This is a genomic window from Paragemmobacter straminiformis (genome assembly GCF_014243445.1).
GTDB lineage: Bacteria > Pseudomonadota > Alphaproteobacteria > Rhodobacterales > Rhodobacteraceae > Paragemmobacter > Paragemmobacter straminiformis.
Window position 1 is genome coordinate 189,067 of sequence record NZ_JACLQD010000004.1, and the last position, 24,741, is coordinate 213,807.

Genomic DNA, 24,741 nt, shown 5'->3' on the forward strand with positions numbered 1-24,741 from the left:
TGCATGTTCAAATTGCCGACCGACCTCTCAAATAGTATCGTTCTGAGAGATTCAGACCCGCCGTTCAGGCCCGGGAGCAAGGCGAGCAAGAGATGGGCCACGAAAAGCGACCGACAGCCGCGCGCGACGCGTTTCACCTGCCGGACGAGATCGCGGGTTTCATCGAAAGCGGCGTCAGCATCATCCTTGCCGTGGTCGGACCGGACGGGCGCGCAAAAGCCGGGCGCGCACTTGCCGCGCGGGTCGTCGCAGGCGGCGCGATCCGCGTGATCTATCCGGCCGAGGGCAACGGGGCGATCACCGCCGCTGTCGCCGCAGGCGGGCCGATTGCCGTGACCTTCAGCGCGCCGATGTCGCACCGGACCATCCAGCTCAAGGCGATGTCGAGCCGCGCCGAAGCCTTCGAGCCGGAAGACAGGACCGGTCTCGACCGGCAGATCGATGCCTTCGCCGCTGTCCTGCGCGCCATCGGCTACGGGCCTGCCTTCGTGCAGTCGTTCTGCGACAACCGCTCGCAAAGCGTGTTCGTGCTTGGCTTCCGCCCCGAAACGGCCTTCGAGCAGACACCCGGACCGGGCGCGGGGCGCGAGTTGTGAGCGGCGATCCGAAACCGCCGGACCACGGCGCCGGGGCGGTCCTGACGCTTGATGCCTTGCGCGATTGCTTCGAGGGCGCGGTGCCCGCCGTTCTGGCGACCGTCGATCCCGCAGGCGTGCCGAACGTGTCCTACATCAGCCAGATCCACTACGTCGACCCTGACCGCGTTGCGCTGAGTTACCAGTTCTTCAACAAGACACGCCGCAACATCCTGTCGACGCGCACCGCCTCGGTCGAGGTGGTCGATCCGCTGACCACGGCCTTTTACCAGCTCGATCTGGATTTCGAGACCACCCAGTCCGAAGGCCCGCTTTTCGAATCGATGAAGGCGCGGCTTGCGGGCATCGCCTCGCATGCGGGGATGGCGGGGGTGTTCCGGCTGATGGGGGCGGATATCTTTCGCGTGCGGGCGATCCGGCAGGTCCTGCCGCCCAAGGTTCCGCGTCCGGTGCCGCCGGTGGCCGCCCTTCCGGCGCTGCGCCGCGTGCTGGGCGAAATGGCGCGGGCGGTCACGCTTGGCGACCTATATGACCGCACGCTAGACGCCATCGCGCGGCATCTGGGGATCACCAACCTGATGATCTTCGTTCCCGACGAGACGCGCCTTGCGCTCGATGCGGTTGCGACCTGGGGCTATACCGCCTCGGGGATCGGGTCCGAGGTGCGGCTTGGTGACGGGGTGATCGGTGTCGCGGCGCGCGAGAAGGTGGCGATCCGTATCGACCATATGTCGAGCGACTATCTTTACGGAACGGCAGTCCGCAACGGGTTGCTGGCCGATGCGGGCCGCGACAGGGCGGATGAGCCGGGGGTCGCCTTTCCCGGACTGGCGCGGCCCGAAAGCCAGATTGCGCTGCCGGTGCTGTGGCAGAACCGTCTGGTCGGCGTGCTTTTCGCCGAAAGCCCGGCGCCGCTGCGGTTCATGCACGAGGAAGAGGATACGCTTGCCTGCGTTGCCGCGGCGCTTGCAGCCCATGCGGCGGTTCTCGAGGCTGAGGAAGACGCCGAAGCGTCCTTCGACCAGCGCCCCGCCACCCGTTTCGACACCACCCTGACACTTCGGCATTTTGCTGCGGATGACAGCATCTTCGCGGGCGGCGACTATGTCGTCAAAGGTGTCGCAGGTGCGATCTTCTGGAAGCTTGTCCGTGCCTATGTGACCGCCGGCACCTCCGAGTTCTCGAACCGCGAACTGCGCCTTGCGCCGGAACTCCGCCTGCCGTCCCATGCCGAGAACCTCGAGGCGCGGCTTGTCCTGCTGGAACGGCGGTTGCAGGAAAAGGCCCTGCCGATCCAGATGGAGAAGATCGGGCGCGGCAGGTTCCGGCTGGTCGTAAGGGCGAACCTCGCGTTGCAAGAGGGATGATCCGGCGGCGGTTCCGGCGTTTACGAAGTTTTTAAGAAATCGCGAGGAAAGACTTAGCGAGCGGCGCGCATCTGCGCAGGGTAGATGTGCATCCGTTCACAAGTACACCGCGACCGGGACGGCAAGGCACCACAGCCGGGCCTGACGGTGCGGGTCGTCCGTTTTCAAACCATCACCCCCGCAACGGGGCAAGTCTGCGATCCGGCGCCCCTCATGCGGGCGGCTTCGGACATGGCGTGGTTTTGCGGAAGCCGTGGACAGGGAAGGGCCGGCACCGCGCCGCGCAATGGATCATGGACAGAAGGAAAGAGACTATGGATATCGAAACGCTCCGCCGCCAGATCGGCGGTGACGTGGTCACCGAGGGCGAGGCGGGGTTCGCCACCGCGCGTGACGGGTTGGTCTGGAACGGGCGCAAGCCGCAGGCGATGCCGCGCGTGATCGTCAAGGCGGCCTCGACCGCCGATGTGCAGGCCGCCGTGCGCTATGCCGCCGCGCATGGCTACCGCGCCTCGGCCCGTTCGGGTGGGCATAACTGGTCGGGCATCGCGATGCAGAACGGCGTGGCGATCGACCTGTCGGCGCTCGACGCCGTGTCCGTCGACCGCGAGGCGCGGATCGCCGAGGTCGGACCCGCGGCGAAGAACCTCGCCCTTGCCATCGCCCTGACGGCCGAGGGGCTGGCCTTTCCGGTGGGCCATTGCGGCGACGTGGCGATGGGCGGCTATCTGCTCGGCGGCGGTTTCGGCTGGAACGAGGGCACATGGGGGGCCGCCTGCCACCTGATCGACCGGGCCGAGGTGGTGCTGGCCGACGGTCGCGCGGTGATGGTCAGCGAGACCGAATATCCCGACATCTTCTGGGCGCTGCGGGGGGCAGGCCCGCTGTTCTTCGGCATCGTCACGCGCTTCTGGCTGCGGCTGATGCCGCTGCCTGCCGCGATGGCCGTGGCGACATGGACCTATCCGCTCGCACGGGTGGCCGAGGTGACCGCCAGCATGAAGCGTCTGGCCAACGTCCTGCCCGGCCATGCCGAGGTTTCGCTTTCGCTTGCCGCAGCGCCGCCCGCAGCGGGCCTTGGCGACGCGAAATTCGCCACGGTGATCCTGACGGCCTATGCCGCTTCGATGGCCGAAATCACCGGCATTGCGACGCATCTGGGCGACATGCTGCCCCAAGGGGTGATTGTCCACAACGCGCCCAGCCGGATCGATTTCGCCACGCTCTACGGCCTTGTCGACCAACGCTTTCCGGACGGCGCGCGTTACGGGGTGGACTGCCTGTGGAGCGCGGACGCCGATGCCACCTTTGCCGGTCTGGCCCGCATGATCGCACAAGCGCCCTCGGCGCGGTCGAATGCGATCGGTGTGATCTATGGCCGCAACTCGGCCCTGCATCGCAGCCTGCCGGATGCGGCCCTGTCGGTGGTCGGTCCGGTGTGCGGGATCGTGCACGGGACGTGGTCCTCGGCAGATGAGGATGCCGCCAACCTTGCATGGTTGCGCGACGGTATGGATGCGCTGGATCCGGTCACCACGGGCCGATACGTGGGCCACGCCGACCTTGCACGGCAAGGCCGGATGGAGGCCTGCCACAGCGCCAAGGCCCGCGCAGACCTTGCTGCCCTGGCCCGCAAATACGACCCGCAAGCAGTCTTTGCCGGTCGCACCGTGCAGGACATGGCCGAAGCGCCCGCCGCGATTGCCGCCGAATGACCGCAAAAGAGAGAAAACAGATGCGAACGGACTTTGACTTCTTGCCTTCGGGCATGGCGCGCGCGGCGGGGCCGATGCTCTCGCTGCTTCTGGCCAGCTTCGGCACCGGTGCCGCCGCCGACGACGCGGCCCAGATCGAGCGGGGGCGTTACCTCGTCCAGATTGCGGGCTGCGGTGATTGCCACACGCCCGGGCATTTCCTTGGCCAGCCCGATATGGACCGCTTTCTCGGCGGATCGGATGTCGGGTTCGAGGTGCCGGGGGTGGGGGTGGTCTACGGGCCGAACCTGACGCCCGATACCGCGACCGGACTGGGCGGATGGAGCGCCGACGAGATCGTCGCCGCCATCCGCACCCGGGCAAGGCCGGATGGCAGGGGCCTTGTGCCGGTCATGCCTTGGCCGAACCTCGGCACGCTTACGGACGGGGATGCCTATGCCATCGCGGCCTATCTGCAATCGCTCGATCCGGTGTCGAACAAGGTGCCGGGTCCGATACCCGAGGGAGAGGCGGCCCCGTCCTTCGTGATGCGGGTCATCCCTCCGGCCGGTTGAGCCTGCGGTCCCCCGCCCCTTCGGCGACGGACGGGCGGGCGGTTCTGCGACGGATATCGCGGCGGGGTGTTCGGGCATCCCGCATCGCAAGGCGCAACCACCCTGCGGGGGCCTGTCATCGCAAATGTGAAGGCTGCGGCCGCGACCCTGCCTTTGCCCCGCAGGCCAAGGCTGATAGCCTTGCGGCATTGGGCAGGGCAGGGGCGCGCATATGAACCGGATCGAAGGCTGGAACGCAGCCCTGTTCACGGCGCTGAACGCGGATATGGCCTCTCCGCATGCCCTTGTGCTTCTGGCCCGCATTCTGGCCGAAGCAGCGCCATTCGCGGCGGCGGCGGGGATGGTTCTTCTCTGGATCAGGCGCGACCGCCTGACGCGGTTGCACCTGCTGGATGCGGCGCTGGCAGCACTTGTCGGACTTTCAATCGCGCAAGGGATCACGCATCTGTGGTATCACCCGCGTCCCTTCGAGCTTGGGCTGGGCCACCAGTTCATGCCCCATGCCGCCGAGGCGTCTTTCCCGAGCGATCACGCGACGCTGCTGTTCGGCCTTGCCCTGCCGCTGCTTTGGGCAGCAGCGACGCGGGGGGCAGCGACGGGGGGGGCAGCGACGGGGGGGGCAGGGTTCGCCTTTGCCGCGCTGGCCTTGGCCACGGCATGGTCGCGGGTCTATCTGGGCGTGCATTTCCCGCTGGACATGATCGGTGGGCTGGTCGTCGCCCTTGTCTCGACGCTGCTCGTCCGCGCCCTTGCCGCGCCACTGCACGCGCGGGCCTACCCCCTGCTTCTGGTGCTTTACGAGACGGTCCTCGCGCGTCTGCACCTCTCTGCCCGCCTCTTTCCGCGCGGTCGGTGAAGCAGGTGATCCGCAAAAGCGGCATACCGGCGGCGATCTGGGTTCTGGGTTTCGTCAGCCTGCTGATGGACATCTCGTCCGAGATGATCCACAGCCTTCTGCCGCTTTTTCTCGTCACCGGACTGGGCAGCAGCGCGCTTGCCATCGGGCTGATCGAGGGCGCGGCCGAAGCCACGGCGCTGATCGTCAAGGTGTTCTCGGGCGTGCTGAGCGACTGGGTCGGGCGACGCAAGGAACTGGCGCTGCTCGGTTACGGCCTCGGGGCGGCCAGCAAGCCGCTCTTCGCGCTGGCCTCGTCGGTCGATACGGTCATCGTGGCGCGGCTGGCAGACAGGGTCGGCAAGGGCATCCGTGGCGCGCCGCGCGATGCGCTGGTGGCCGACCTTGCCCCCCCGCATCTGCGCGGCGCGGCCTTTGGCTTGCGCCAGTCGCTCGACACGGTCGGCGCCTTTGCGGGGCCCTTGCTGGCGGTGGGGCTGATGCTACTTTTTGCAAATGACTTCCGTCTGGTCTTTTGGATCGCGACCGTTCCCGCCGCCTTGTCCGTCTTGCTGCTTGCGGTGGGCATCCGCGAACCGGCCAAGGCTTCGGGCGAAAGGCGCCGCAATCCGATCACGCGGCAGAACCTGAACCGGCTTCCGGCCGCCTACTGGGCTGTCGTCGGCATCGGCGCGGTCTTTACACTTGCGCGTTTCAGCGAAGCCTTCCTTGTGCTGCGCGCCCAGCAAACGGGTATCCCGCTTGCCGCCGTGCCGCTGGTCATGGTGGCGATGAATGCGGTCTACGCGCTGTCGGCCTATCCGCTCGGCCGGCTTTCGGACCGGGTCAGCCATCGCGGCCTGCTTGCGGCGGGCCTCGCGCTGCTGGTCGTGGCCGACCTGATCCTCGCCTCGTCCCGTGCATGGCCCGTCGTCATGGCGGGCGTCGCGCTTTGGGGGCTGCACATGGGCATGACGCAAGGGCTGCTTGCCGCGATGGTCGCGGCAACCGCACCGCCCGACCTGCGCGGAACGGCCTTTGGTTTCTTCAACCTTGTCAGCGGTTTGGCGCTGCTTCTTGCCAGCGGTATCGCGGGTCTTGCATGGGACAGGTTCGGGGCGGAGACCACCTTTCTTCTGGGCGCGGTCTTCGCTGCGGCGGCGTTGATTCTGGTGCAAAGGTCGCGCCCGCACCGCCTGCCCTGAGCCGCCCGCGCCGCGCTGCCATCCGCCGCCACCCCTTGTCGCGACGGGGGCCGTGCCATTGGGCGCGCCCTGCCGATCACGCGTTTTGCCCGCCTGAAGAGATCAGTTGCGCCATTGTGTCGCACTGATACTATACATTCGTTCAGTAAGGATTCGATTGGGGGCTTGGCATGCCGCGTGACCCGCGCTTCGACATACTTTTCGAACCTGTCCGGATCGGGCCAAAGCTGGCGCGGAACCGGTTCTTTCAGGTGCCGCACGCCTCGGGCATGACCAATGCCGCACCCCATGTCAGGGCCGCTTTCCGCGAAGCCAAGGCCGAGGGCGGCTGGGCCGTCGTGTCGACGGGGGCCTGTTCGGTCGATCCCTCCTCGGACGACAGCCCCTTTCCCTTTGCCACGCTCTGGGATCAGGCCGATGTGCGCAGCCATGCCCTGATGACCGAGGCCGCCCATCGTCACGGGTCGCTGGCGGCGGTCGAGCTGTGGCACGGTGGCGCTGCGGCGGTGAACCGGACCACGCGGCATGCGCCCCTCTCGCCCTCGGGCATTCCGTGGATGGCGACGCATGTTCCGTTCATGTCCTCGGCCCGCCCCCGTGTGATGGACGCCGCCGACATCCGCAACCTGATCCGCTGGCACGCCGAAGCGGCCATCAAGGCCGAGGAGGCGGGCTTCGACATCCTCTATGTCTATGCGGGCATGGGCTATCTGCCCTATCAGTTCCTGCTGTCCGACTATAACCAGCGCACGGACAGCTACGGCGGGTCGGTGCGCAACCGCGTGCGGCTGGTCGAACAACTGATCGACGCCGTGCGCGAGGCGACAAAGGGCCGCTGCGCCGTGGCCCTGCGGATTTCGATGCAGGAATTGCGCGCCCGCCCCTCTGACGTGGCCCCGACCGAGGCGCACGAGGTCATCGGCTATCTGAAGGATGCGCCGGACCTTTTCGATGTGAAGATGGACTACTCCGCGTTCGACTGTGCCGCGAGCCGCTACACGGCCGAGGGCAGCCACGAGGCGGTGGTGGATTTCCTGAAGTCCGTGACCGACAAGCCGGTGGTGGGCGTCGGCCGCTTCACCAGCCCCGACACGATGGTATCGATGATCCGGCGCGGCGTGCTGGATTTCATCGGCGGCGCGCGGCCCTCGATCGCCGATCCTTTCCTGCCGAAGAAGATCGAGGAAGGCCGGGTCGAGGACATCCGCGAATGCATCGGCTGCAATCTCTGCATCTCGAGCTGGCATGACGGGGTCTGGGTGCGCTGCACGCAGAACCCGACCGCGGGCGAGGAATGGCGGCGCGGCTGGCACCCCGAGATCGTGCGGCGCGATGCGTCGGGCTCGGTGCTGGTGGTGGGCGCCGGCCCCTCGGGGCTCGAGGCGGCGCTGACGCTGGCGCGCCGTGGCCACGAGGTGGCGCTGGCCGACCGCGCGCGCGATTTCGGCGGGCGTCTGCGCTGGGAAAGCCGCTTGCCGGGATTGGGGCAATGGCACCGCGTGGTCGACTACCGCATGGGCCAGCTGCGCAAACTGCCCAACGTCTCGCTTTATCCCGAAAGCGAGCTTTCGGCGGCAGATGTGCGCGACTTTGGCGCCGATCATGTGGTCATAGCCACCGGCGCGCGCTGGCTGCCGCATCTGTGCGGCACGAACGAGCTTCCCTCGGGGCCGCTGGTCGCACCACGGGTCTATACGCCCGACGATCTTGCCGCCGGTGCCGTCCCCGAGGGGCCGGTGGCGGTGTTCGACTACGACAACTACTACCTCGGATCGGCCGTGGCCGAGTCGCTGGCGCATCTGGGGGTGACCTATATCACCACGGCAGGGGCGGCGGCGGCATGGGGGTTCATGACCAACGAGCAGCCCTTGGTGCATCAATCCTTTGCGGCCAAGGGCATCGCCCTGCGCACGCTCGAGGTGGTGACCGGCTTCGATGGCGAGGAGGTGCGGCTTGCGCAGATCTTCAGCGGCGAGGAGCGGCGCATCGCGGCCCGTTCGCTGGTGATCGTGGGCTATCGCGCGGGCGGCAGTGCGCTGCACGCGGCTTTGGCCGAAGACGCGGCACCGCGCAGGCTGCATCTGACCGGCGATGCGAATGCGCCCGGCGCCATCGTCCATGCCATCTATCAGGGGCACAAGACGGCGCGCGAACTGGGGGTGGAAAAGGTGGTCGTGCGTCGGGATGCGCCCTTTGCGGCGCGCGATTTCCAACTGCCCGAGGCCGCCGAATGAACCGGGCCGAGGGGCGCAGACGGCAGGCCGACCGCGCAATGGGCGGCGTTCCGCAGCGCCCCTGGGGTCAGGTCGAACGGCAGATGCCACCGGTCAGGATCATCAGCGACGATCAGGTATCGGCCATCCACCTTGCGGCGCTCGATGTGCTGGGGCGGCAGGGACTGCGGGTGCTGCACGCTCCGGCGCGGGCGCTTTATGCCTCGGCGGGGGCCGAAGTGGTGGACGAGACGGTGCGTCTGGACGCGGGGCTTGTGGCCGAACGCCTTAAGACGGTTCCGGCGGGCTTCACGCTCGAGGCGCGGAACCCCGCGCGGAACCTCCGCATCGGCGGGGGCTGGTGCGTCTATGGCGCGGTCGGCGGGCCGGCCTATGTGATGTGCAACGACAAGGGCCGCCGCGATGGCACATTCGCCGAGATGTGCGATTACATGCGCCTGATCCAAGGGCTGAACGTGATCCATCAGGAAGGCGGCGGACCGTTCGAACCGCTCGACCTGCCCGCCAACACGCGGCATCTGGACATCTACCACGCGCAGATCCGGCTTCTGGATAAAAGCTGGCAAACCCAGACCCTTGGCCATGCCCGCACGATGGACGGGATCGAGATGGCGGCGATCATGCTCGGCACGACGCCCGAGGGGCTTTGCCACCGTCCGGTTCTTCTGGGCATCATCAACACCAACTCTCCGCTGCAACTCGACGTGCCTATGGCCGAGGGGCTGATCGCCCTCGCCGCGCATGGGCAGGTGAACGTGATCACCCCCTTCACGCTTGCCGGAGCGATGGCGCCGGTGACGCTGGCGGGGGCGCTGGTGCTGCAACATGCCGAGGCGATTGCCGGCATCGTGCTGACCCAGATCGTTCGTCCGGGAGTGCCGGTGATGTACGGGGGCTTCACCTCGAACGTCGACATGCGGTCGGGCGCGCCTGCTTTCGGGACGCCCGAATATGCCAAGGCCGCGCAGGCTTCGGGGCAGCTTGCCCGCCATATCGGTGTGCCTTTCCGCTCGTCCAACGTGACGGCCGCGAACGAGGTCGATGCGCAGGCGGCCTATGAATCGCAGATGGCGCTCTGGGGCGCGCTGACCGGCGGGGCGCATCTGCTGAACCACGCGGCGGGTTGGCTGCACGGCGGCCTGACGGCGAGTTTCGAAAAGCTGATCCTCGACGCCGAAATGCTGCAAATGATGGACGCCTACTTCGAGCCGATGGCAACCGATCCCGGCGCGCTTGCCCTCGACGCGATCCGCGAGGCCGGAGCGGGGGGGCATTTTTTCGGCACGGCCCATACGATGGAACGCTACGAGACGGCCTTCCATACCCCGATGCTGTCGAACTGGGACAACCATCCGAACTGGCTGTCCAAGGGGAGTATCGACGCGCGAACCCGCGCCAACAGCCTGTGGAAGGAACTTCTGGCCGCGCAGGTTGACCCCGCCCTCGACCCTGCCGTCGACGAGGCGCTGCACGCCTATGTCACCCGCCGCAAGGCCGAAGGCGGGGCGCCGATGAACTGATGGGACAGCGTTTGGACATCCGCACCGACTATCCCTTCGGCCTGATCGAAGAAGAGAACATCTGGGTTCCCCTTCCCGACGGCACGCGTCTGGCCGGACGGCTCTGGCGGCCGGACGGGGCGGGCAAGGTGCCGCTGATCCTTGAATATCTGCCCTACCGCAAGCGCGATGGAACCCGCGCGCGCGACGAAGGAATGCACCGCTACCTTGCCCGCCACGGCTATGCCTGCCTGCGGCTCGACATCCGCGGCACCGGCGACAGCGAAGGCATCCTGACAGATGAATACTCTGCGCAGGAACTGTCGGACGGGGTCGCCGCCATCGCATGGCTTGCCGCGCAGGACTGGTGCGACGGTCAGGTGGCGATGTACGGGATCAGCTGGGGCGGCTTCAACGGGCTTCAGATCGCCGCCCTCCGCCCGCCCGCGCTCAGGACGGTCATCACCGTCGGGTCGACCGACGACCGCTATGCCACCGATATCCACTGGGTCGGCGGCTGCCTGTCCAAGGACAATTTCGACTGGTCGTCGACCATGTTCGCGATGCAGGACTTGCCGCCCGACCCCGCCATCGTGGGCGGGGCGTGGCGCGCGATGTGGGCCGCGCGGCGCGAGGCGAATGCGCCTTGGATCCTCCGCTGGCTGCAACACCAGTCGCGCGACGCCTATTGGCGGCACGGATCGGTCTGCGAGGATTTTTCGAAGATCACCATCCCCGTCTATGCCGTCTCGGGCTGGGCCGACAACTATTCCGAAGCGGTGCCGCGCCTGCTTGCGGGCCTGTCGGGGCCACGGCTCGGGCTGATCGGGCCTTGGGCGCATTCCTTCCCGCATTCGGTGACGGTCGAACCTGCCATCGGCTGGCTGCAAGAGGTGCTGCGCTGGTGCGATCACTGGTTGAAGGGCCGCGACACCGGGATCATGGACGAACCGATGCTGCGTGTCTGGATGCAGGATCACGTTCCGCCGCGCACCTGCTACCACGCGCGACCGGGCCGCTGGGTGGCCGAGGATATCTGGCCCTCGCCCCGCATCCGGCCGCAGCGTATGGCGCTGGGGGCCAACGGCCTGCTGGGCGGGGCGGGTGCGGGCACCGCCAGCATCTGCTCGCCGCTCTGGGTGGGGCTTACGGCGGGCGAGGTCGGCCGCTATGGCGACGCGGCAGAATGGGCGACCGACCAGCGCGAGGATGACGGCGGGTCGCTGGTCTTTGTGACTGCGCCGCTTGCGGCACCCTTGGAAATCCTTGGCGCGCCACAGCTCACCCTGCGATTTGCCAGTGACAAACCCTTTGCGCTGGTGTCGGTGCGCGTCAACGATGTGGCCCCCGGCGGGGCCTCGACGCGCGTTGCCATCGGGCATCTGAACCTGTGCCACCGTCACGGACACGGAACCCCGCAACCGCTGGTGCCGGGGCAGGTCGAGACGGCCGTGGTCGATCTGGACGACATCGCGCACAGCTTTCCGGCCGGTCACCGCATCGCGGTTTCCATCTCGACCGTCTATTGGCCCATCGTCTGGCCCTCGCCCGAACTTGCCACCCTGACCGTCCATCTTGGCGACAGCGCGCTGACGCTCCCCGTCCGCCCGCCACGCCCCGAAGACGCCGCCCTGCGGGCCTTTGACCCGCCCGAGGCGGCCGAGGCTGACGCGCAACACGATCTGCCGCCCGATCCCGTCGCAGCCCTGATCCGCCGCACCGTCACCCGCGACCTGCTCAGCGGTGAAAGCGTGGTGGACTTTCCGCGCTGGACCTATGCGACCGCGATGCCCGCCATCGGCCAGACCCACCGCGGCACCGGCCTTGCCCGCTACCGGATCACCGGGGACGACCCGCTCAGCGCGCGCTGCGAGACACGCTACACCGTGCAGATCGAACGGCCGGACGGCCTGTTCACCCATGAAAGCGAAGGCGCCCTGTCCTGCGATGCGACGCATTTCATCGTGACCATGCGCCTTCGCATCACCGAGAACGGGGCCGAGGTTTTCGCGCGCGACTGGCAGGAAAGGATTCCGCGTGACCATATCTGACCGGACAAGGGGGCGACGCTGATGCTGGCCTATGCGATCCGGCGCGTGGGGCTGTCGCTCCTGATCCTGGTCGTGGTGATGACGGCCATGTATGGCATGGTCTTTCTGGTGCCGGGCGATCCGGCCTCGCTGGCGCTGGGTCCGCGCGCGACGCCCGAGCTGAAAGAGGTGCTGCGCGAGAGGATGGGGCTGGACCAGCCGATCCTTGCGCAGATCGGGATTTTCTTCGGCAATGTGCTGCAAGGCGACCTTGGCACCGATGTGTGGTCGAAACGTCCCGTGCTGGACCAGATTCTCGAGGTGTTTCCAAGGACGCTGCTTCTTGGCGTGGTGGCGCTGGGCTGGGCGCTGGCGCTAGGCGTGCTGCTGGGCTGCGCCGCGGTGGTCTGGCGCGATACGGTCGTAGACCGGATGCTGGGCGTGCTGTCGGTCAGCGTGATTTCCGTGCCATCCTTCGTGATCGCCATCTATGCGCTGATCCTCTTCGCGGTCTGGCTCAACTGGCTTCCGGCCATCGGCGCGGGCGAGGCGGGCGATTTCGCCAGTCAGGCCCGCGCGCTGATCCTGCCCGCCTTTGCGCTGGGGCTGGGCTGGGTCGGGTATCTGGCACGCCTGATCCGCGCCTCGATGCTCGAGGTGATGGAGGCGCCCCACATCCGCACCGCCCGCGCCTTCGGCATGCGCGAGGGCGACATCGTCTTTCGCCATGCCTTGCGGGTCGCCATCGTGCCGACACTCTCGGTTCTGGCGGTGGGGTTCGGCGGCATCCTTTCAAGCGCGGTCTTCGTGGAAAGCGTGTTCTCCCGCCCCGGCATCGGCACGCTGATCACGGCGGCGGTCGAGAAGCGCAACTATCCGGTGGTGATGGGCACGGTGCTGTTCATGACCGCCTTCTACCTGATGATCGTCACCACTGCCGATCTGCTGATCGCGCGGCTTGACCCGAGGGTGCGTGATGTCCTTCGCTCTTGACCCGCCCTCGCGTGGCCGTCGCGGAATGGGACGCGCCCTGCTGGGCGATCCGATGGGGCTGGCGGGATTGGTGATCGTCGCAGCCTTTGTCGCAATGGCGCTGCTTGCGCCTTGCATCGCGCCCTACGATCCGGTTGCGCTGGACGTAAAGGCCAAGTTCGTCGCGCCTTCGGCCGCGCATTGGGCCGGAACCGACCATCTCGGCCGCGACCTGCTGTCGCGCATCATCTGGGGGGCAAGGCTCGCTTTGGGGATCGCGATCACCTCGGTCGGGATAGCGGGGGCAATCGGGCTGGTTCTGGGTCTGGTTGCCGGATACGGGCCGCGCTGGCTCGACAGCCTGCTGGTGCTGGTGTTCGACAGCCTGTCGTCGCTGCCGATGATCTTCTTCGCGCTGGCGGTGATCACCGTGCTGGGGCCGGGGACCGCGACGCTGATCCTTGTCATCGTGCTTGTGTCCTTTCCTGCCTATGCGCGGCTGATCCGGACCCAGACGCTCACGCTTGCCGGTGCCGATTTCATCCTTGCCGAACGGGCCATGGGGGCGGGGGCGGGCCGCATCATCTTCCGCCACCTTCTTCCGAATGTGGTCGGGCCGCTGGTCATCCTGATTTGCATGGACATTCCCGTCATCATCATGCTCGAGGCGGGGCTGAGCTATCTGAACCTCGGGGTAAAGCCGCCCTCGCCGTCATGGGGCAATATTCTGGCCGAGGGTTACACCTCGCTGCGTCAGGCGCCGCATGTGGTGATCGTGGCGGGTATCCCGCTTGTGCTGGCAACGCTCGGTTTCACCTTTCTGGGCGAGGGGTTGCGCGACGTTCTTGACCCGCGCGGCGCCGGAAGGCGGTGGACATGACGGCTGTGCTGGAAGTTCAGAACCTGTCGGTCGCATATCGCATGCAGGGCGGGGCGCTTCAGGCGGTGCGCGACGTCTCCCTGTCGGTCGCGCGCGGCGAGGTGCTGGGGATCATGGGCGAAAGCGGCTGCGGCAAGTCCACGCTGGCGGCGGCGATGATCAACCTTTTGCCGGCCGGCGCGCGGGTCGGGCAGGGGGCGGTGCGGCTGAACGGCACCGATATCCTGCGCCTGCCGCCTGCGGCACAGCGCGCCCTGCGCGGCAAATCGGTGGCGATGGTGTTCCAGGACCCGATGACGGCGTTCAACCCCGTGCTGACCATCGGTCGGCAACTGGCCGATTTCGTCGGGGCGCATGACACCGGTCTGGCACAACCCGAACGCCTTGCCGCCATGCTGACGCGGGTCGGCATTCCCGATGCGCGGTCCTGCCTCGGGCGCTATCCGCATGAATTGTCGGGCGGCATGCGGCAGCGGGTGGCGATTGCCGCCGCCTTGCTGATGCAACCCGACGTTCTGATCGCCGATGAACCGACCACCGCGCTCGATGTGACGATGGAGGCGCAGATCATCCATCTTTTCCGCGACCTGCGCACCAGCTTTGACGGGGCCATCGTGATCGTCACCCACCATCTGGGGGTGATTGCCGAACTGTGCGACAGGGTGGCCGTGATGTATGCGGGCCAGGTGGTCGAAGAAGGCGCGGTCGATGCGATTTTCCACGATCCGCAGCATCCCTACACCCGTGCGCTGCTGGCCTGCGATCCGGCCGTGGTCGATCCGTCCTCGGGCCGCCTGCCGACCATCGGCGGGCGGCTGCCGGACCTGAGCGCACCGCCGCGCGGCTGCGCGTTCGAGCCGCGGTGCCGCGTCGCCGCCGTATCCTGCCGTGAACCCGTGCCGCGCCAAAGACCCTCGGCAGGCCGGTCGGTGCTGTGCCACAGGGGGGCCGAATGACCCCGGTTCTTGACCTGCGGCATGTCGATGTCGATCTGCCGCTGGGCGGCTTCCTGACGCGCGCGGGGCTGCCGATCCTCAGGGATGTCAACCTGTCGGTCGGGCGCGGGGAAAGCGTGGCGCTTGTCGGGGAAAGCGGGTCGGGCAAGACCACGCTGGCCCGCGCCGTGATGGGCCTTCAGGCCGTCACCGCGGGCGAGGTGCATTTCGACGGCACGGCCATCGCCGGGCGCGACGGGTTTTCCCGCCTGCGCCGTGATGCCGCGATGATGTTCCAGGATGCCACCGCCTCGCTCTCGCCGCGCCTGACGGTCGGCTATCTGGTGACCGAGCCGTTCCGGATCCATCGCCAGCCGTTGCCCGATCCCGCCCGCATGGCGCGCGATCTTCTGGCGACCGTCGGTCTGCCGCCCGCGATTGCCGACCGCTACCCGCACGAACTGTCGGGCGGGCAGGCACGGCGGGTGGGCGTGGCGCGGGCGCTCGCCCTGCGTCCGCGACTGGTGATCGCCGACGAACCGACCGCCGGCCTCGATGTCTCGGTTCAGGCCGAGGTTCTGAACCTGATGGCCGATCTGCGCCGCGACATGGGGCTGGCCTATCTCATCATCACCCACAACCTCGCGCTTGTGCGCCACGTCGCCGACCGCATCGTGGTGCTCTACCTCGGCCGCGTGGTCGAAGAGGGGCCCACGGCCCAGGTTTTCGCCGCCCCGGCCCATCCCTATACCGCAAGCCTTGTCGCGGCCGAACCCAAACCCGACCCGCGCAAGCGCCGCGCCGATCTTGCGATCCGGGGCGAGATGCCATCGGTCCTGCGCCGTCCTGCGGGCTGCGAGTTTCACACCCGCTGCCCCTTGGCGCGCGACCTCTGCCGCGCAACCGCGCCCGACCTTCGCCCCACCACAAGCGGGCGTCTGGCCCGCTGCCATTTCGCCGATCACCATCAGGAACAGGGAGACCACCATGCACTGGAGAACTGACCGTCGCGGATTTCTGAAAGCCGCAGGCGCGGGGCTGGCTGCCGCTGCCGCCTTGCCGCGCTTTGCCTGGGCCGCCGATGGAACCACCTTGCGGCTGCGCGTCATCGCCGACTTCCAGGTTCTCGATCCCTTCGGCATCATCGGCGAACTCGACGACATCATCCCGCGCTGCACCAATGTAACGCTGGTTCGCCTTGGCGACATGCGCGATGGCAACCAGTGGCGCCCCTGGGCTGCCGAAAAGATCGAATGGCTCGACGACACGAAGCTGGCCTTCACCCTGCGCGAAGGTCTGAAATGGACGGGCGATTACGGCCCGGTCACTGCGGCGGATGTGAAATTTTCCTTCGAGCGGATCGCAGGCTCCGACAGCGCATGGGCCTACCAGTTCGAAAAGCTGAAAGAAGTCGAGGTCATCGACGACCGCAACGGCGTCATTCACCTGACCGAACCCTTCGCGCCCTTCCTTGTCATCGCGCTTCCCTATTACGGCGGCCATATCGTCAGCCAAAAGGCCGTCGAGGCGGTGGGGGGCAGCTACACCACGGAAATTCCCGCGCAATGCGGCCCCTATCTTTTCGACACGTGGGAGCAGAACCAGAAGGTCACGCTCAAGGCCAACCCCGACTGGACCGGCGAAAAACCCGCGTTCGACCGCGTTGAATTCTACATCGTCACCGACGATCAGGCGGCGCAACTGGCCTACGAGGCCGACGCCTACGACTTTACGCGCCTTGCCGTCGGCGCGGCGGCGCAGCTCAGGGACAACACACCCCAAGGCGCCGCGCTGATCGAAGCGCCCGGCACGCGCTATGCGTGGCTTACGATCAACATGAATGCCGAACCGCTCAAGGACATCCGCGTCCGGCAGGCGATCCAGTATGCCTATGACGGGCAGGCGGTTCTGGACGGCGCCTATGACGGGCTGGTGGCGCGTTCGACGGGCGTCGTGCCACCCACCTCGGGCTACGCGCGGCCCTCGAACCTGATCGCGGCGCGCGACGTTGACAAGGCAAAGGCGCTCTTGGCCGAAGCGGGGGCCGAGGGGCTTGAACTCGACCTCTATACCCTGACCGATGGCACCAGCCAGACCATCGCCCAGATCATACAGGCCAACCTTGGCGAGGCGGGCATCACCATCAACATCCAGCCGGTCGAGGAAGCGGCCTACTGGGCGCTGGGCGACAAGACGGCGGGCGAGGGGTACAAGTCGGTCGAACTGGTGCTGATGAACTTTGCGGGCGGGATCGACCCGACCGAAAACCTCGTCTGGTTCCGTCCCGACCAGATCGGCATCTACAACTGGTCCTTTTTCGACAATCCGGAGTATGAGAGCCTGTATCAGGCCTCGACGATCGAGCAGGACACGGCAAAGCGCCGCGCCATGTTCAACCGGATGGAGGATATCATGGAAGAGTCGGGGGCGTTCATCTTCATCTGTTTCGAACCCTATCTTGCGATCCACGACGCCGATCTGGTGCCGGTGATCCTTGCCGACGGGCATCCCGATCCCGTCGGTTTCCGAAAGGCCTGACGGAGGGCGCGCTTGAACGACCAGACCCGCAAGAAAGCCCGCCTGTCCGCCAAGGACAGACGGGCGCTTCTGGAAGATGCCGCCCGCATCTGCATGGCGCGCGGCGGCATCCGCGACTTTACGGTCGACAAGATCGTGGCAGAGGCCGGCGTGTCGCGCGGCCTGATCACGCATCACTTCGGGTCGATGGACGGGCTTCTGGTCGCGGTCTACAGCCGCATGTATGGCGAATGGATCGCCGGGATCTCTGCCCCCTGTCCCGGCCTTACCCCGCTCGAGGCGCTGGTCGAGGCGCTTGTCTCTCCGGCGCTCTTCAGCCGCGATGTGCTGAATGTCTGGCTGACCTTGTGGGGCGAGATCGCTAACAATCCCGTCCTGCGGGCCGAACATCGCGCGCGCTACGGCGAGTACCGCGACACTATCGCGGCCGCGCTGCGCGATGCGGCCCCGCCCGGTGCGGACATCGACGCCGATACCGTCGCCTCGGCCTTCATCTGCCTCGTCGACGGGCTTGGCGTACAGCGCTGCATCGATCCTGACCTGCTTCCCGAAGCCGCCGCCCGTACGGCCTGCTGGGCTCTGCTGTCCCCCTATCTGGCGCAGGGCAACGGCCCTTTCACCACGCAGGCCCGACAGGCAGGACAGGACAGCGCGCCCGCCCGCACCGGTGCATCCCGCGCGGAACAGGGCTGAGGCTTCGTCGCATCATGCCCGCGATAGTTCGGGAAGGTTGAAAATAGGCCGTTCACAATCGAGGCGGGCCATATAACCATTGCCCGGTAAGCGGGTGGCCGGGCCATGCGCACCGCTCCGGCGCGCTGCGCCGGAATGCGGGCGGGCCGGGTGCCGGTGCAGTGCGCATGCGTATGAGCGAGATGATTTTGATGCGGGACCTTCCTTCCGATCCGGTTCGGACCTTGGGCTGGCCGAAGGTTCTTCTTGGCGCATCGGCATCGCTTGCGGTTCTCATGTCTCTTTACATCGCCATCGCCTATGCGGCGCAGTTGCCGCTCGAGGCGCATGCCTTCCGCCAGACGCAGACGGCAATCACCGCCCTGTGGTTCGAAAAGACAGGGTTCCGACTGGCCTATGAAACGCCGGTCGGCGGCGCGCCTTGGGCGATACCCTTCGAGTTTCCGCTGTATCAGGCCATCGTCGCGCTGCTCGGCAAGGTATTCGGCCTTTCGATCGAGGTTGCGGGTCGCGGCCTCAGCTACGCCTTCCTGCTGGCCTGCCTGCCCGTGGCGTGGCGGATCAACCGGCGGCTCGACCTCGGGCCTGCGGCCTTCCTGATCTTTGTCACGCTGCTCTTCACCTCGCCGCAATATCTTTTCTGGGGCCGCAGCGTGATGATCGAGACGGCGGCGCTGTTCTTCGCGCTGGTCGGGATCGGCTTTTTCCTTGACTATCTTCTGGGCGACGGGCGGCGGCGCGATCTTGTCGCCTTTGCCCTGGCCATGACGCTTGCCCTGTTGCAGAAGATCACCACGGGGCTGCCGGTCTGGGTGGTTCTTGGCCTTGTCGCGGCGATCTTCCGCTTGCGCGCCTGGCGCAAGGGTGCGCCGCCACGCGTTGCAGAGTTGGGCTTCATCGCGGCCTGCTTTGCCGTTCCGCTGGTCGTCGGGGTCGGCTGGGCGCAATACACCGACCATATCAAGACCCTTAATCCCTTGGGACAGGCTTTGACCTCCTCGGCGCTTTCGGGGTGGAACTGGGGCACCGTGGTGCAGCGCCTCTCGCCCGAGTTCTGGATCGGTCTGGTCGGGATGCGCATCATCGTCGGCAATCTCGGCTCGCTCTTCGGCCTGATCCTGCTTGCCTGCGCCTTTGTCGGACCCACCGCGCCAAGGGCGCGGGCGGCGATGCAGGCGGGTTTCGCGATGGCGGTCCTGCCGCTGTTCATGTTCACGAACTTGCACCTCGTGCATGACTATTACCAGACCTCCTGTCTGATCTTCCTTTTTGCGGTCATGGCCGTTTCGGCGTCACAGATGCTTGCAAGGCCGCGCCGCATGGCCCTTGCGCTGGTGCTGGTCCTGGGTGCCGCCGGAACCAATGCGGTGATCTTTCTGACCAAACAGTTGCCGCTGGTGCAAATGGCCTTCGGCCCCGACGATCGCGATGTCGCGGTGGCGCGTGTGCTTGCGCGGGAACTGCCCGGCGACGGCACCTTCGTCGCCTTTGGCAACGGGTGGAGTTCGACCTTTTCCTATCTGTCGCAACGCCGCTCCTTCACCGTGCCCGACTGGTTCGCCGAATTCGACCGCTCTGTCAGCACGCCCGAGGCTTTCGTCGGCGAGGGCACGCTTGGCGCGGTCCTGACCTGCGCGCCCAAGCCCACGATCCGCCAGCTGGTCGCCGCACCGCCACGCGATGGCTGGAAGATCGGCGAGACCGCGGGCTGCGACATCGCGGTTCCGGCACGTTCCGCACCCGACCTTGTGACCGAAGGGGACTGCACCGGCGCCATCGAAAAGGCGGTGGTGGAAGACAGGGGCGGCGTCCGGACGCTGATCCTGTCGGGCTGGACAGCGCCCGTCGAAGGGGCGGCCCCCGAAGCACTCTTCGTCTCCCTCGAAGCGCAAGGGCAAACGCCCCTGATCCTCGACACGCTGCGGGTGCCGGATCTTGCGGCGAACCGGAAACTCGGCGTCAACGACGGGGTCGATCTTGGCTTTTCGCGTCTGCTGCCGGGGGGGATCGACGCGGGGGAATACCGGCTGCGTCTGGTGCAACTGGTGGATGGGGCCTATCGCGCCTGTCGCTTCACCCATCGCCTGAGGGTTGATTAACACCTTGCCGCAAGCCCCGAAACCGTTGCACGCTTCCTTGCAGGCCCGTCCTGCGCCGGCCCGTCCTGCTGCGGTCCGGTTTTTGTGCGGCGTGACCAAAGGCTTGCCCAGAGGTTCCCATTGAACGGTGCGATGACCTCTCTTTCCGCCGATTGCCCTCTGGTCGTCGATTTCGACGCGACCGGCGTCTTTGTGAATATCCGGCACGAGGCTTTCTTCCGTGCCTTCGTCCGTGGCCCCTCGGTCGCCGTTTACAGGGCCCTCGCAGGGCGTGAGCAGACGCCCGAACCGCCCGCAACCCGTGGCGGGATGCCGGTTGCGGAACCCGTGCTCGACCTGATCCGGCAGGCGCGTGCCGAAGGGCGCAGGGTGCTGCTTTGCACCACGGGTAGCGGCCGCGCGGCGCATGCGGCGGCCGAATGGCTGGGATGCATCGACGGCGTGATCGAGACGCCGCCCCCTGCGAAGGGGCAGGGGGACCGCGCGGCGCGGCTGGTCGCGATGTTCGGCGAAGGCGGGTTCGACTATCTCGGCACTTCGGCGCATGATCTGCCGGTCTGGGCGCAGGCGCGCACCGCACTGGTCCACAGCCGCGACGGCACGCTTGCACCCCGCGTGCAGGGCGCGCGCAGGGTGGTGCAGGTTTCGCTTGCACCCAAGGCGGGGCTTGCCGATTGGGTGCGGCAGTTGCGCCTTTACCAATGGGCCAAGAACCTCCTTCTCTTCGCGCCCCTTCTCGCGGCGCAGCGGGCATCCGATCCGGTGGCGGTCGGCTGGCTGCTCGTGGCCTTCCTTGCCTTCGGGATCGTCGCCTCCTCGACCTATGTGCTGAACGATCTGATCGACCTCGAGGCCGACCGCCAACACGCCCGCAAGCGCGAGCGTCCGGTCGCGGCGGGGCTGATCCCTGTCAGGCAGGCCGCCTTTGTCGTGCCTTTCGGGGTCTGGCTGGGCCTGTCGCTGGCCTATGTGGTCAGTCCGGTCTTCATGGCGGTGATGGTCATCTACATGGCGGTGACCTTGGTCTATTCGCTCTGGCTCAAAAAGGCGGTTCTGGTCGATGCGATCTGCCTTGCGGGGCTTTACACGCTGCGGGTGATCGCCGGAGCCGTGGTGATCGGCAATGCGCTGTCGCCGTGGCTTTTGATGTTCAGCCTGTTCCTGTTCCTGTCGCTGGCCTACCTGAAACGCTACACCGAACTGTCATCGGTGCCCGCGGCGCGGCGGCGGCAGATGGTGGCGGGGCGGGGATACGGGCCGCGCGATCTGACGCTTGTGCTGGCGCTTGGCATCGGGGCGGCCTATTCCTCGCTCGTGATCCTTGCGCTTTACCTGTTCAGCGATCAGGCGCTGCGCTTCTATGCCTCGCCCTATGTGATGGTCGTGGCAATCCCGATCCTCGGCTACTGGATCAGCCACATGTGGTTGCAGGCGATGCGCGGCCATATGGGGCATGACCCCGTGCTGCATTCGTTGCGCGACAGGAACAGTCTGGTGGCCGTGGCGCTGTTCTTCGCGGTGTTTCTGGTCGGGGCGCATATCTTCTGATGGGGCAGGCGCAAGAGCAAAAGACCATCCTGCAAGGCTGGGGCCGGTTGACGGCAGACCCGCATCGCGTGGTGCCCGTCCCGCGCGACGGCGCGGCATTTCCGGCCGAAAAGATTTTCGCCTGCGCGAACGGGCGCAGCTATGGCGATGCCGGGCTGAACCCCGCCGCGCTGGCGCTGGATGCGCGGGGGCTTGACCGGTTCCTGTCCTTCGATCCCGAAAGCGGGGTTCTGTGGGCCGAAGCGGGGGTGCTTCTTGGCACCATCCAGCGCAACCTGTTGCCGCAGGGCTGGGTGCTTCCGGTCACGCCGGGAACGCAGTTCGTCACGCTTGGCGGTGCCGTGGCCAATGATGTGCATGGCAAGAACCACGGACAGGCGGGAAGTTTCGGGTGCCATGTCACGCGCCTCGACCTCTGGCGCAGCGACGCGGGCGTCGTCACCTGTTCGGCGCAAGAGAACCCCGAACTTTTCGCCGCGACCATTGGCGGGATGGGGCTTACGGGTATCATCCTGCGGGTGGGCGTGGCGCTGCGGCGGGTGGACAGCGGCTGGATGGCGACCGAGACGGTGCCCTTCAGCGGGCTGCCCGCCTTTTTCAACATCGCGCGAAGCCGCGAGCCGCTTTGGGAATACGGGGTCGGATGGCTTGACTGCACAAGGGCCGATGCGCCCGAGGGGGTCTATTTCAGCGCCAACCACAGCCAGCCGGGCGCCCCCGTATCCTCGTCCCCCGTGACCGCGCCTGCGGCACGCCTTTCGGTGCCATTCGCGCTGCCTGTCTCGGCCGTCAATCCGCTGACGCTGCGGCTGTTCAACAGCGTCTATCTGGCCGCGCAGAAGCGCAAGGCGGGGGCGGGCGTGACGGACATGTGGCGCTATTTCTACCCGCTCGACGCCGTGGCGAACTGGAACCGGCTTTATGGCAGGCGCGGGTTTTACCAGTATCAATCCGTCATCCCTTGGCAGGGTGCCGAAGCGGCGACCGCCGAGATGCTCGCCGCCATTGCCGGGGCGCGGCAAGGGTCGTTCCTCATGGTGCTCAAGCTGCTTGGCGACAGGGCCGGACCGGGGATGATGGGCTTTGCGATGCCGGGTGTGACGCTGGCGATGGATTTCCCGAACCGGGGGGACGCGACCGAGCGGCTGTTCCAGAAGCTCGACACCATCGTGCTGGCGGCGGGGGGCAGGCTTTACCCGGCCAAGGACGCAAGGATGCCGGCCGGTATGTTCCGCCGTGGCTATCCGCGTCTGGACGAATTTCTGAAATGGCGTGATCCGTCGATCTCGACGGCCATGTCTTGTCGCTTGATGGGGTGGTGAATGGCTGAACTTCGACGCCGGATCGTGATCGTGGGCGGAACCTCGGGCATAGCCGAGGCCTGCGCGCGCCTTTGGGCCGAGAGGGGGGGCGCGGATTTCGCGCTGCTGGGCCGCTCGTCCGAGGGGCTTGCGGCCATCGCGGCAGACCTTCGGGTGCGCGACCCTGCGGCGCAGGTCGATGTGGTGACGGCAGATTTGGCCGATCCCGAAACGGTCGATGCGACTGCGTCCCGCTTTGCCGACGCGGGGGTCGTCCTGATCGCATTCGGCGCCTTGCCCGGGCAGGCAGGATTGCAGGCCGACACGCGGGCGCTTGCCGAAAGCCTGCACCTCAACGCCGTCGCACCTGTGCTTTGGGCCGAGGCTTTCGCCCGCGCGGCGGGCAACCGGACCTGCCGCATCGCGGTGATCGGATCGGTCGCGGGGGATCGCGGGCGCAAGACGAACTATGCCTATGGCGCGGCCAAAAGCCTGCTTGCCACCTATGTCGAGGGGATGCAGCACCGCTTTCCCGCCGGCCCCGTGATCCCCGTGATCGTGAAGCCCGGCCCGACCGCAACCGCCATGACGCGCCACCTGCCGCCCGCAAAACTTGCCCCCGTGGCCGAGGTGGCCGCGCTTGTCGTTGCGGGCATCGAAAAGGGAAGCCCCGTCATCTACGCTCCGGCGAAATGGCGGATCATCATGGCGGTTCTGCGCCATATGCCCCGCTTCGTCTTCAACAGGCTGGATATCTGATGCGCCACGCTCTGACTGACCTTTTGCACAAAGGCCCGATCCGGAATGACAGGTAAGGTGGTTCTTCCCGGCGGGGCGGGGCTGGTGGGCCAAAACCTCGTGCCACGGCTCAAGGCGCGGGGCTTTGGCGATCTGGTCGTGATCGACAAACATGCGGGCAACCTTGCCATTCTCGGAAAATTGCACCCCGATGTCACGGTGATCAACGCCGACCTCTCGCAGCCGGGCGACTGGGAAGAGGCCTTCAGCGGCGCGCAGGCGGTCGTGATGCTGCAAGCCCAGATCGGCGGGCTGCGGGCCGAGGATTTCCACGCCAACAACATCGTCGCAACCGAACGCATCCTCGCGGCGATGAAACGCGCCTCGGTGCCGCAACTCGTGCATGTCTCTTCTTCGGTCGTGCGGTCGGTGGCGGATGATTTCTACACAAGGTCCAAGACCTTGCAGGAAGAGATCGTGGTCAAAAGCGGGATCGACGCGACGATCCTGCGCCCGACCCTCATGTTCGGCTGGTTCGACCGCAAGCACCTTGGCTGGCTGTCCCGTTTCATGGCCAAGGTGCCGGTCTTTCCAATCCCCGGTGACGGGGGCTACATCCGCCAGCCCCTCTATGCGGGTGATTTTTCCGAAATCATCGCCTCGGTCCTGTCCAAGGGCCAGCCGCAGGGCATCTACGGCATCACGGGATTCGAACGCGTGACCTATATCGATCTCTTGCGGGCGGTGCGCTCGGCGACGCGGCAGAAAACGCCGTTCCTCTGCATCCCGTTCGGACTGTTCAAGGTTCTCTTGTCGGTCTGGGCGATCTTTGACCGCAACCCGCCCTTTACCGCGCAGCAACTCGACGCTCTGGTCGCGGGGGACGAGTTCGAAGTGATCGATTGGCCCGCGATCTTCGGCGTGACACCCACGCCGCTGGCCGAGGCGATGGAACAGACCTTCCGCCATCCGCTCTACTCCGGCGTCGTCTTGGATTTTTGA

Annotated in this window: 20 protein-coding genes; all 20 read left to right on the plus strand. The window is 66.8% G+C overall.

Going from position 1 to position 24,741, the window contains the following annotated elements:
- Window positions 1–92: 92 nt before the first annotated feature.
- The 20 genes from H7F16_RS14290 to H7F16_RS14380 all read left to right on the plus strand — a co-directional run bounded on the left by H7F16_RS14290 (window position 93) and on the right by H7F16_RS14380 (window position 24,741).
- Window positions 93–596, plus strand: coding sequence for a hypothetical protein (locus H7F16_RS14290; RefSeq protein WP_185798299.1), 504 nt, complete (start codon window positions 93–95; stop codon window positions 594–596).
- Window positions 593–1,963, plus strand: coding sequence for a GAF domain-containing protein (locus H7F16_RS20005; protein WP_185798300.1), 1,371 nt, complete (start codon window positions 593–595; stop codon window positions 1,961–1,963). Before H7F16_RS14290 ends, H7F16_RS20005 begins: the two co-directional genes overlap by 4 nt.
- A 314-nt stretch (window positions 1,964–2,277) precedes the next feature.
- A complete protein-coding gene (locus H7F16_RS14300; protein ID WP_185798301.1) occupies window positions 2,278–3,678 on the plus strand; it encodes an FAD-binding oxidoreductase in 1,401 nt (466 codons plus the stop codon).
- Between the two features lie 20 nt (window positions 3,679–3,698).
- Complete coding sequence (locus H7F16_RS14305) at window positions 3,699–4,232, plus strand: c-type cytochrome (RefSeq protein WP_206682605.1); 534 nt, start codon at window positions 3,699–3,701, stop codon at window positions 4,230–4,232.
- 211 nt (window positions 4,233–4,443) lie between these two features.
- Complete coding sequence (locus H7F16_RS19695; RefSeq protein ID WP_241741458.1) at window positions 4,444–5,088, plus strand: phosphatase PAP2 family protein; 645 nt, start codon at window positions 4,444–4,446, stop codon at window positions 5,086–5,088.
- Window positions 5,089–5,093: 5 nt separating this feature from the next.
- Window positions 5,094–6,272 (plus strand): MFS transporter, encoded by a 1,179-nt coding sequence (locus H7F16_RS14310; protein WP_338402014.1) that lies wholly within the window; start codon window positions 5,094–5,096, stop codon window positions 6,270–6,272.
- Between the two features lie 170 nt (window positions 6,273–6,442).
- Window positions 6,443–8,506, plus strand: a complete 2,064-nt coding sequence (locus tag H7F16_RS14315; RefSeq protein ID WP_185798303.1) for an oxidoreductase — start codon at window positions 6,443–6,445, stop codon at window positions 8,504–8,506.
- On the plus strand, window positions 8,503–10,026 hold the full coding sequence (locus H7F16_RS14320; RefSeq protein WP_185798304.1) for a trimethylamine methyltransferase family protein: 1,524 nt from the start codon (window positions 8,503–8,505) through the stop codon (window positions 10,024–10,026). Before H7F16_RS14315 ends, H7F16_RS14320 begins: the two co-directional genes overlap by 4 nt.
- Window positions 10,026–12,056: a CocE/NonD family hydrolase gene (locus H7F16_RS14325; RefSeq protein WP_206682606.1), complete on the plus strand. Its 2,031-nt coding sequence runs from the start codon at window positions 10,026–10,028 to the stop codon at window positions 12,054–12,056. The genes H7F16_RS14320 and H7F16_RS14325 overlap by 1 nt, the downstream gene beginning before the upstream one ends.
- A 21-nt stretch (window positions 12,057–12,077) precedes the next feature.
- Window positions 12,078–13,028: an ABC transporter permease gene (locus tag H7F16_RS14330; protein ID WP_185798305.1), complete on the plus strand. Its 951-nt coding sequence runs from the start codon at window positions 12,078–12,080 to the stop codon at window positions 13,026–13,028.
- Complete coding sequence (locus H7F16_RS14335) at window positions 13,012–13,887, plus strand: ABC transporter permease (protein WP_185798306.1); 876 nt, start codon at window positions 13,012–13,014, stop codon at window positions 13,885–13,887. Before H7F16_RS14330 ends, H7F16_RS14335 begins: the two co-directional genes overlap by 17 nt.
- Complete coding sequence (locus H7F16_RS14340) at window positions 13,884–14,843, plus strand: ABC transporter ATP-binding protein (RefSeq protein ID WP_185798307.1); 960 nt, start codon at window positions 13,884–13,886, stop codon at window positions 14,841–14,843. Before H7F16_RS14335 ends, H7F16_RS14340 begins: the two co-directional genes overlap by 4 nt.
- Window positions 14,840–15,826 (plus strand): oligopeptide/dipeptide ABC transporter ATP-binding protein, encoded by a 987-nt coding sequence (locus H7F16_RS14345; RefSeq protein WP_185798308.1) that lies wholly within the window; start codon window positions 14,840–14,842, stop codon window positions 15,824–15,826. The genes H7F16_RS14340 and H7F16_RS14345 overlap by 4 nt, the downstream gene beginning before the upstream one ends.
- On the plus strand, window positions 15,810–17,360 hold the full coding sequence (locus H7F16_RS14350; protein ID WP_185798309.1) for an ABC transporter substrate-binding protein: 1,551 nt from the start codon (window positions 15,810–15,812) through the stop codon (window positions 17,358–17,360). Before H7F16_RS14345 ends, H7F16_RS14350 begins: the two co-directional genes overlap by 17 nt.
- Before the next feature lie 12 nt (window positions 17,361–17,372).
- Window positions 17,373–18,053 carry a TetR/AcrR family transcriptional regulator gene (locus tag H7F16_RS14355; RefSeq protein ID WP_185798310.1) on the plus strand — a complete coding sequence of 227 codons (681 nt, stop codon included), beginning with the start codon at window positions 17,373–17,375 and terminating at the stop codon, window positions 18,051–18,053.
- Between the two features lie 275 nt (window positions 18,054–18,328).
- On the plus strand, window positions 18,329–20,152 hold the full coding sequence (locus tag H7F16_RS14360) for an ArnT family glycosyltransferase (RefSeq protein ID WP_185798311.1): 1,824 nt from the start codon (window positions 18,329–18,331) through the stop codon (window positions 20,150–20,152).
- A 132-nt stretch (window positions 20,153–20,284) separates the two neighbouring features.
- On the plus strand, window positions 20,285–21,700 hold the full coding sequence (locus H7F16_RS14365) for a UbiA family prenyltransferase (RefSeq protein ID WP_185798312.1): 1,416 nt from the start codon (window positions 20,285–20,287) through the stop codon (window positions 21,698–21,700).
- Window positions 21,700–23,022, plus strand: a complete 1,323-nt coding sequence (locus H7F16_RS14370; protein WP_185798313.1) for an FAD-binding oxidoreductase — start codon at window positions 21,700–21,702, stop codon at window positions 23,020–23,022. Before H7F16_RS14365 ends, H7F16_RS14370 begins: the two co-directional genes overlap by 1 nt.
- Window positions 23,023–23,760, plus strand: a complete 738-nt coding sequence (locus tag H7F16_RS14375; protein WP_185798314.1) for an SDR family NAD(P)-dependent oxidoreductase — start codon at window positions 23,023–23,025, stop codon at window positions 23,758–23,760.
- Between the two features lie 45 nt (window positions 23,761–23,805).
- The gene (locus tag H7F16_RS14380; RefSeq protein ID WP_185798315.1) at window positions 23,806–24,741 is read left to right on the plus strand and encodes an NAD-dependent epimerase/dehydratase family protein; all 936 of its coding nucleotides are present in this window, start codon (window positions 23,806–23,808) and stop codon (window positions 24,739–24,741) included.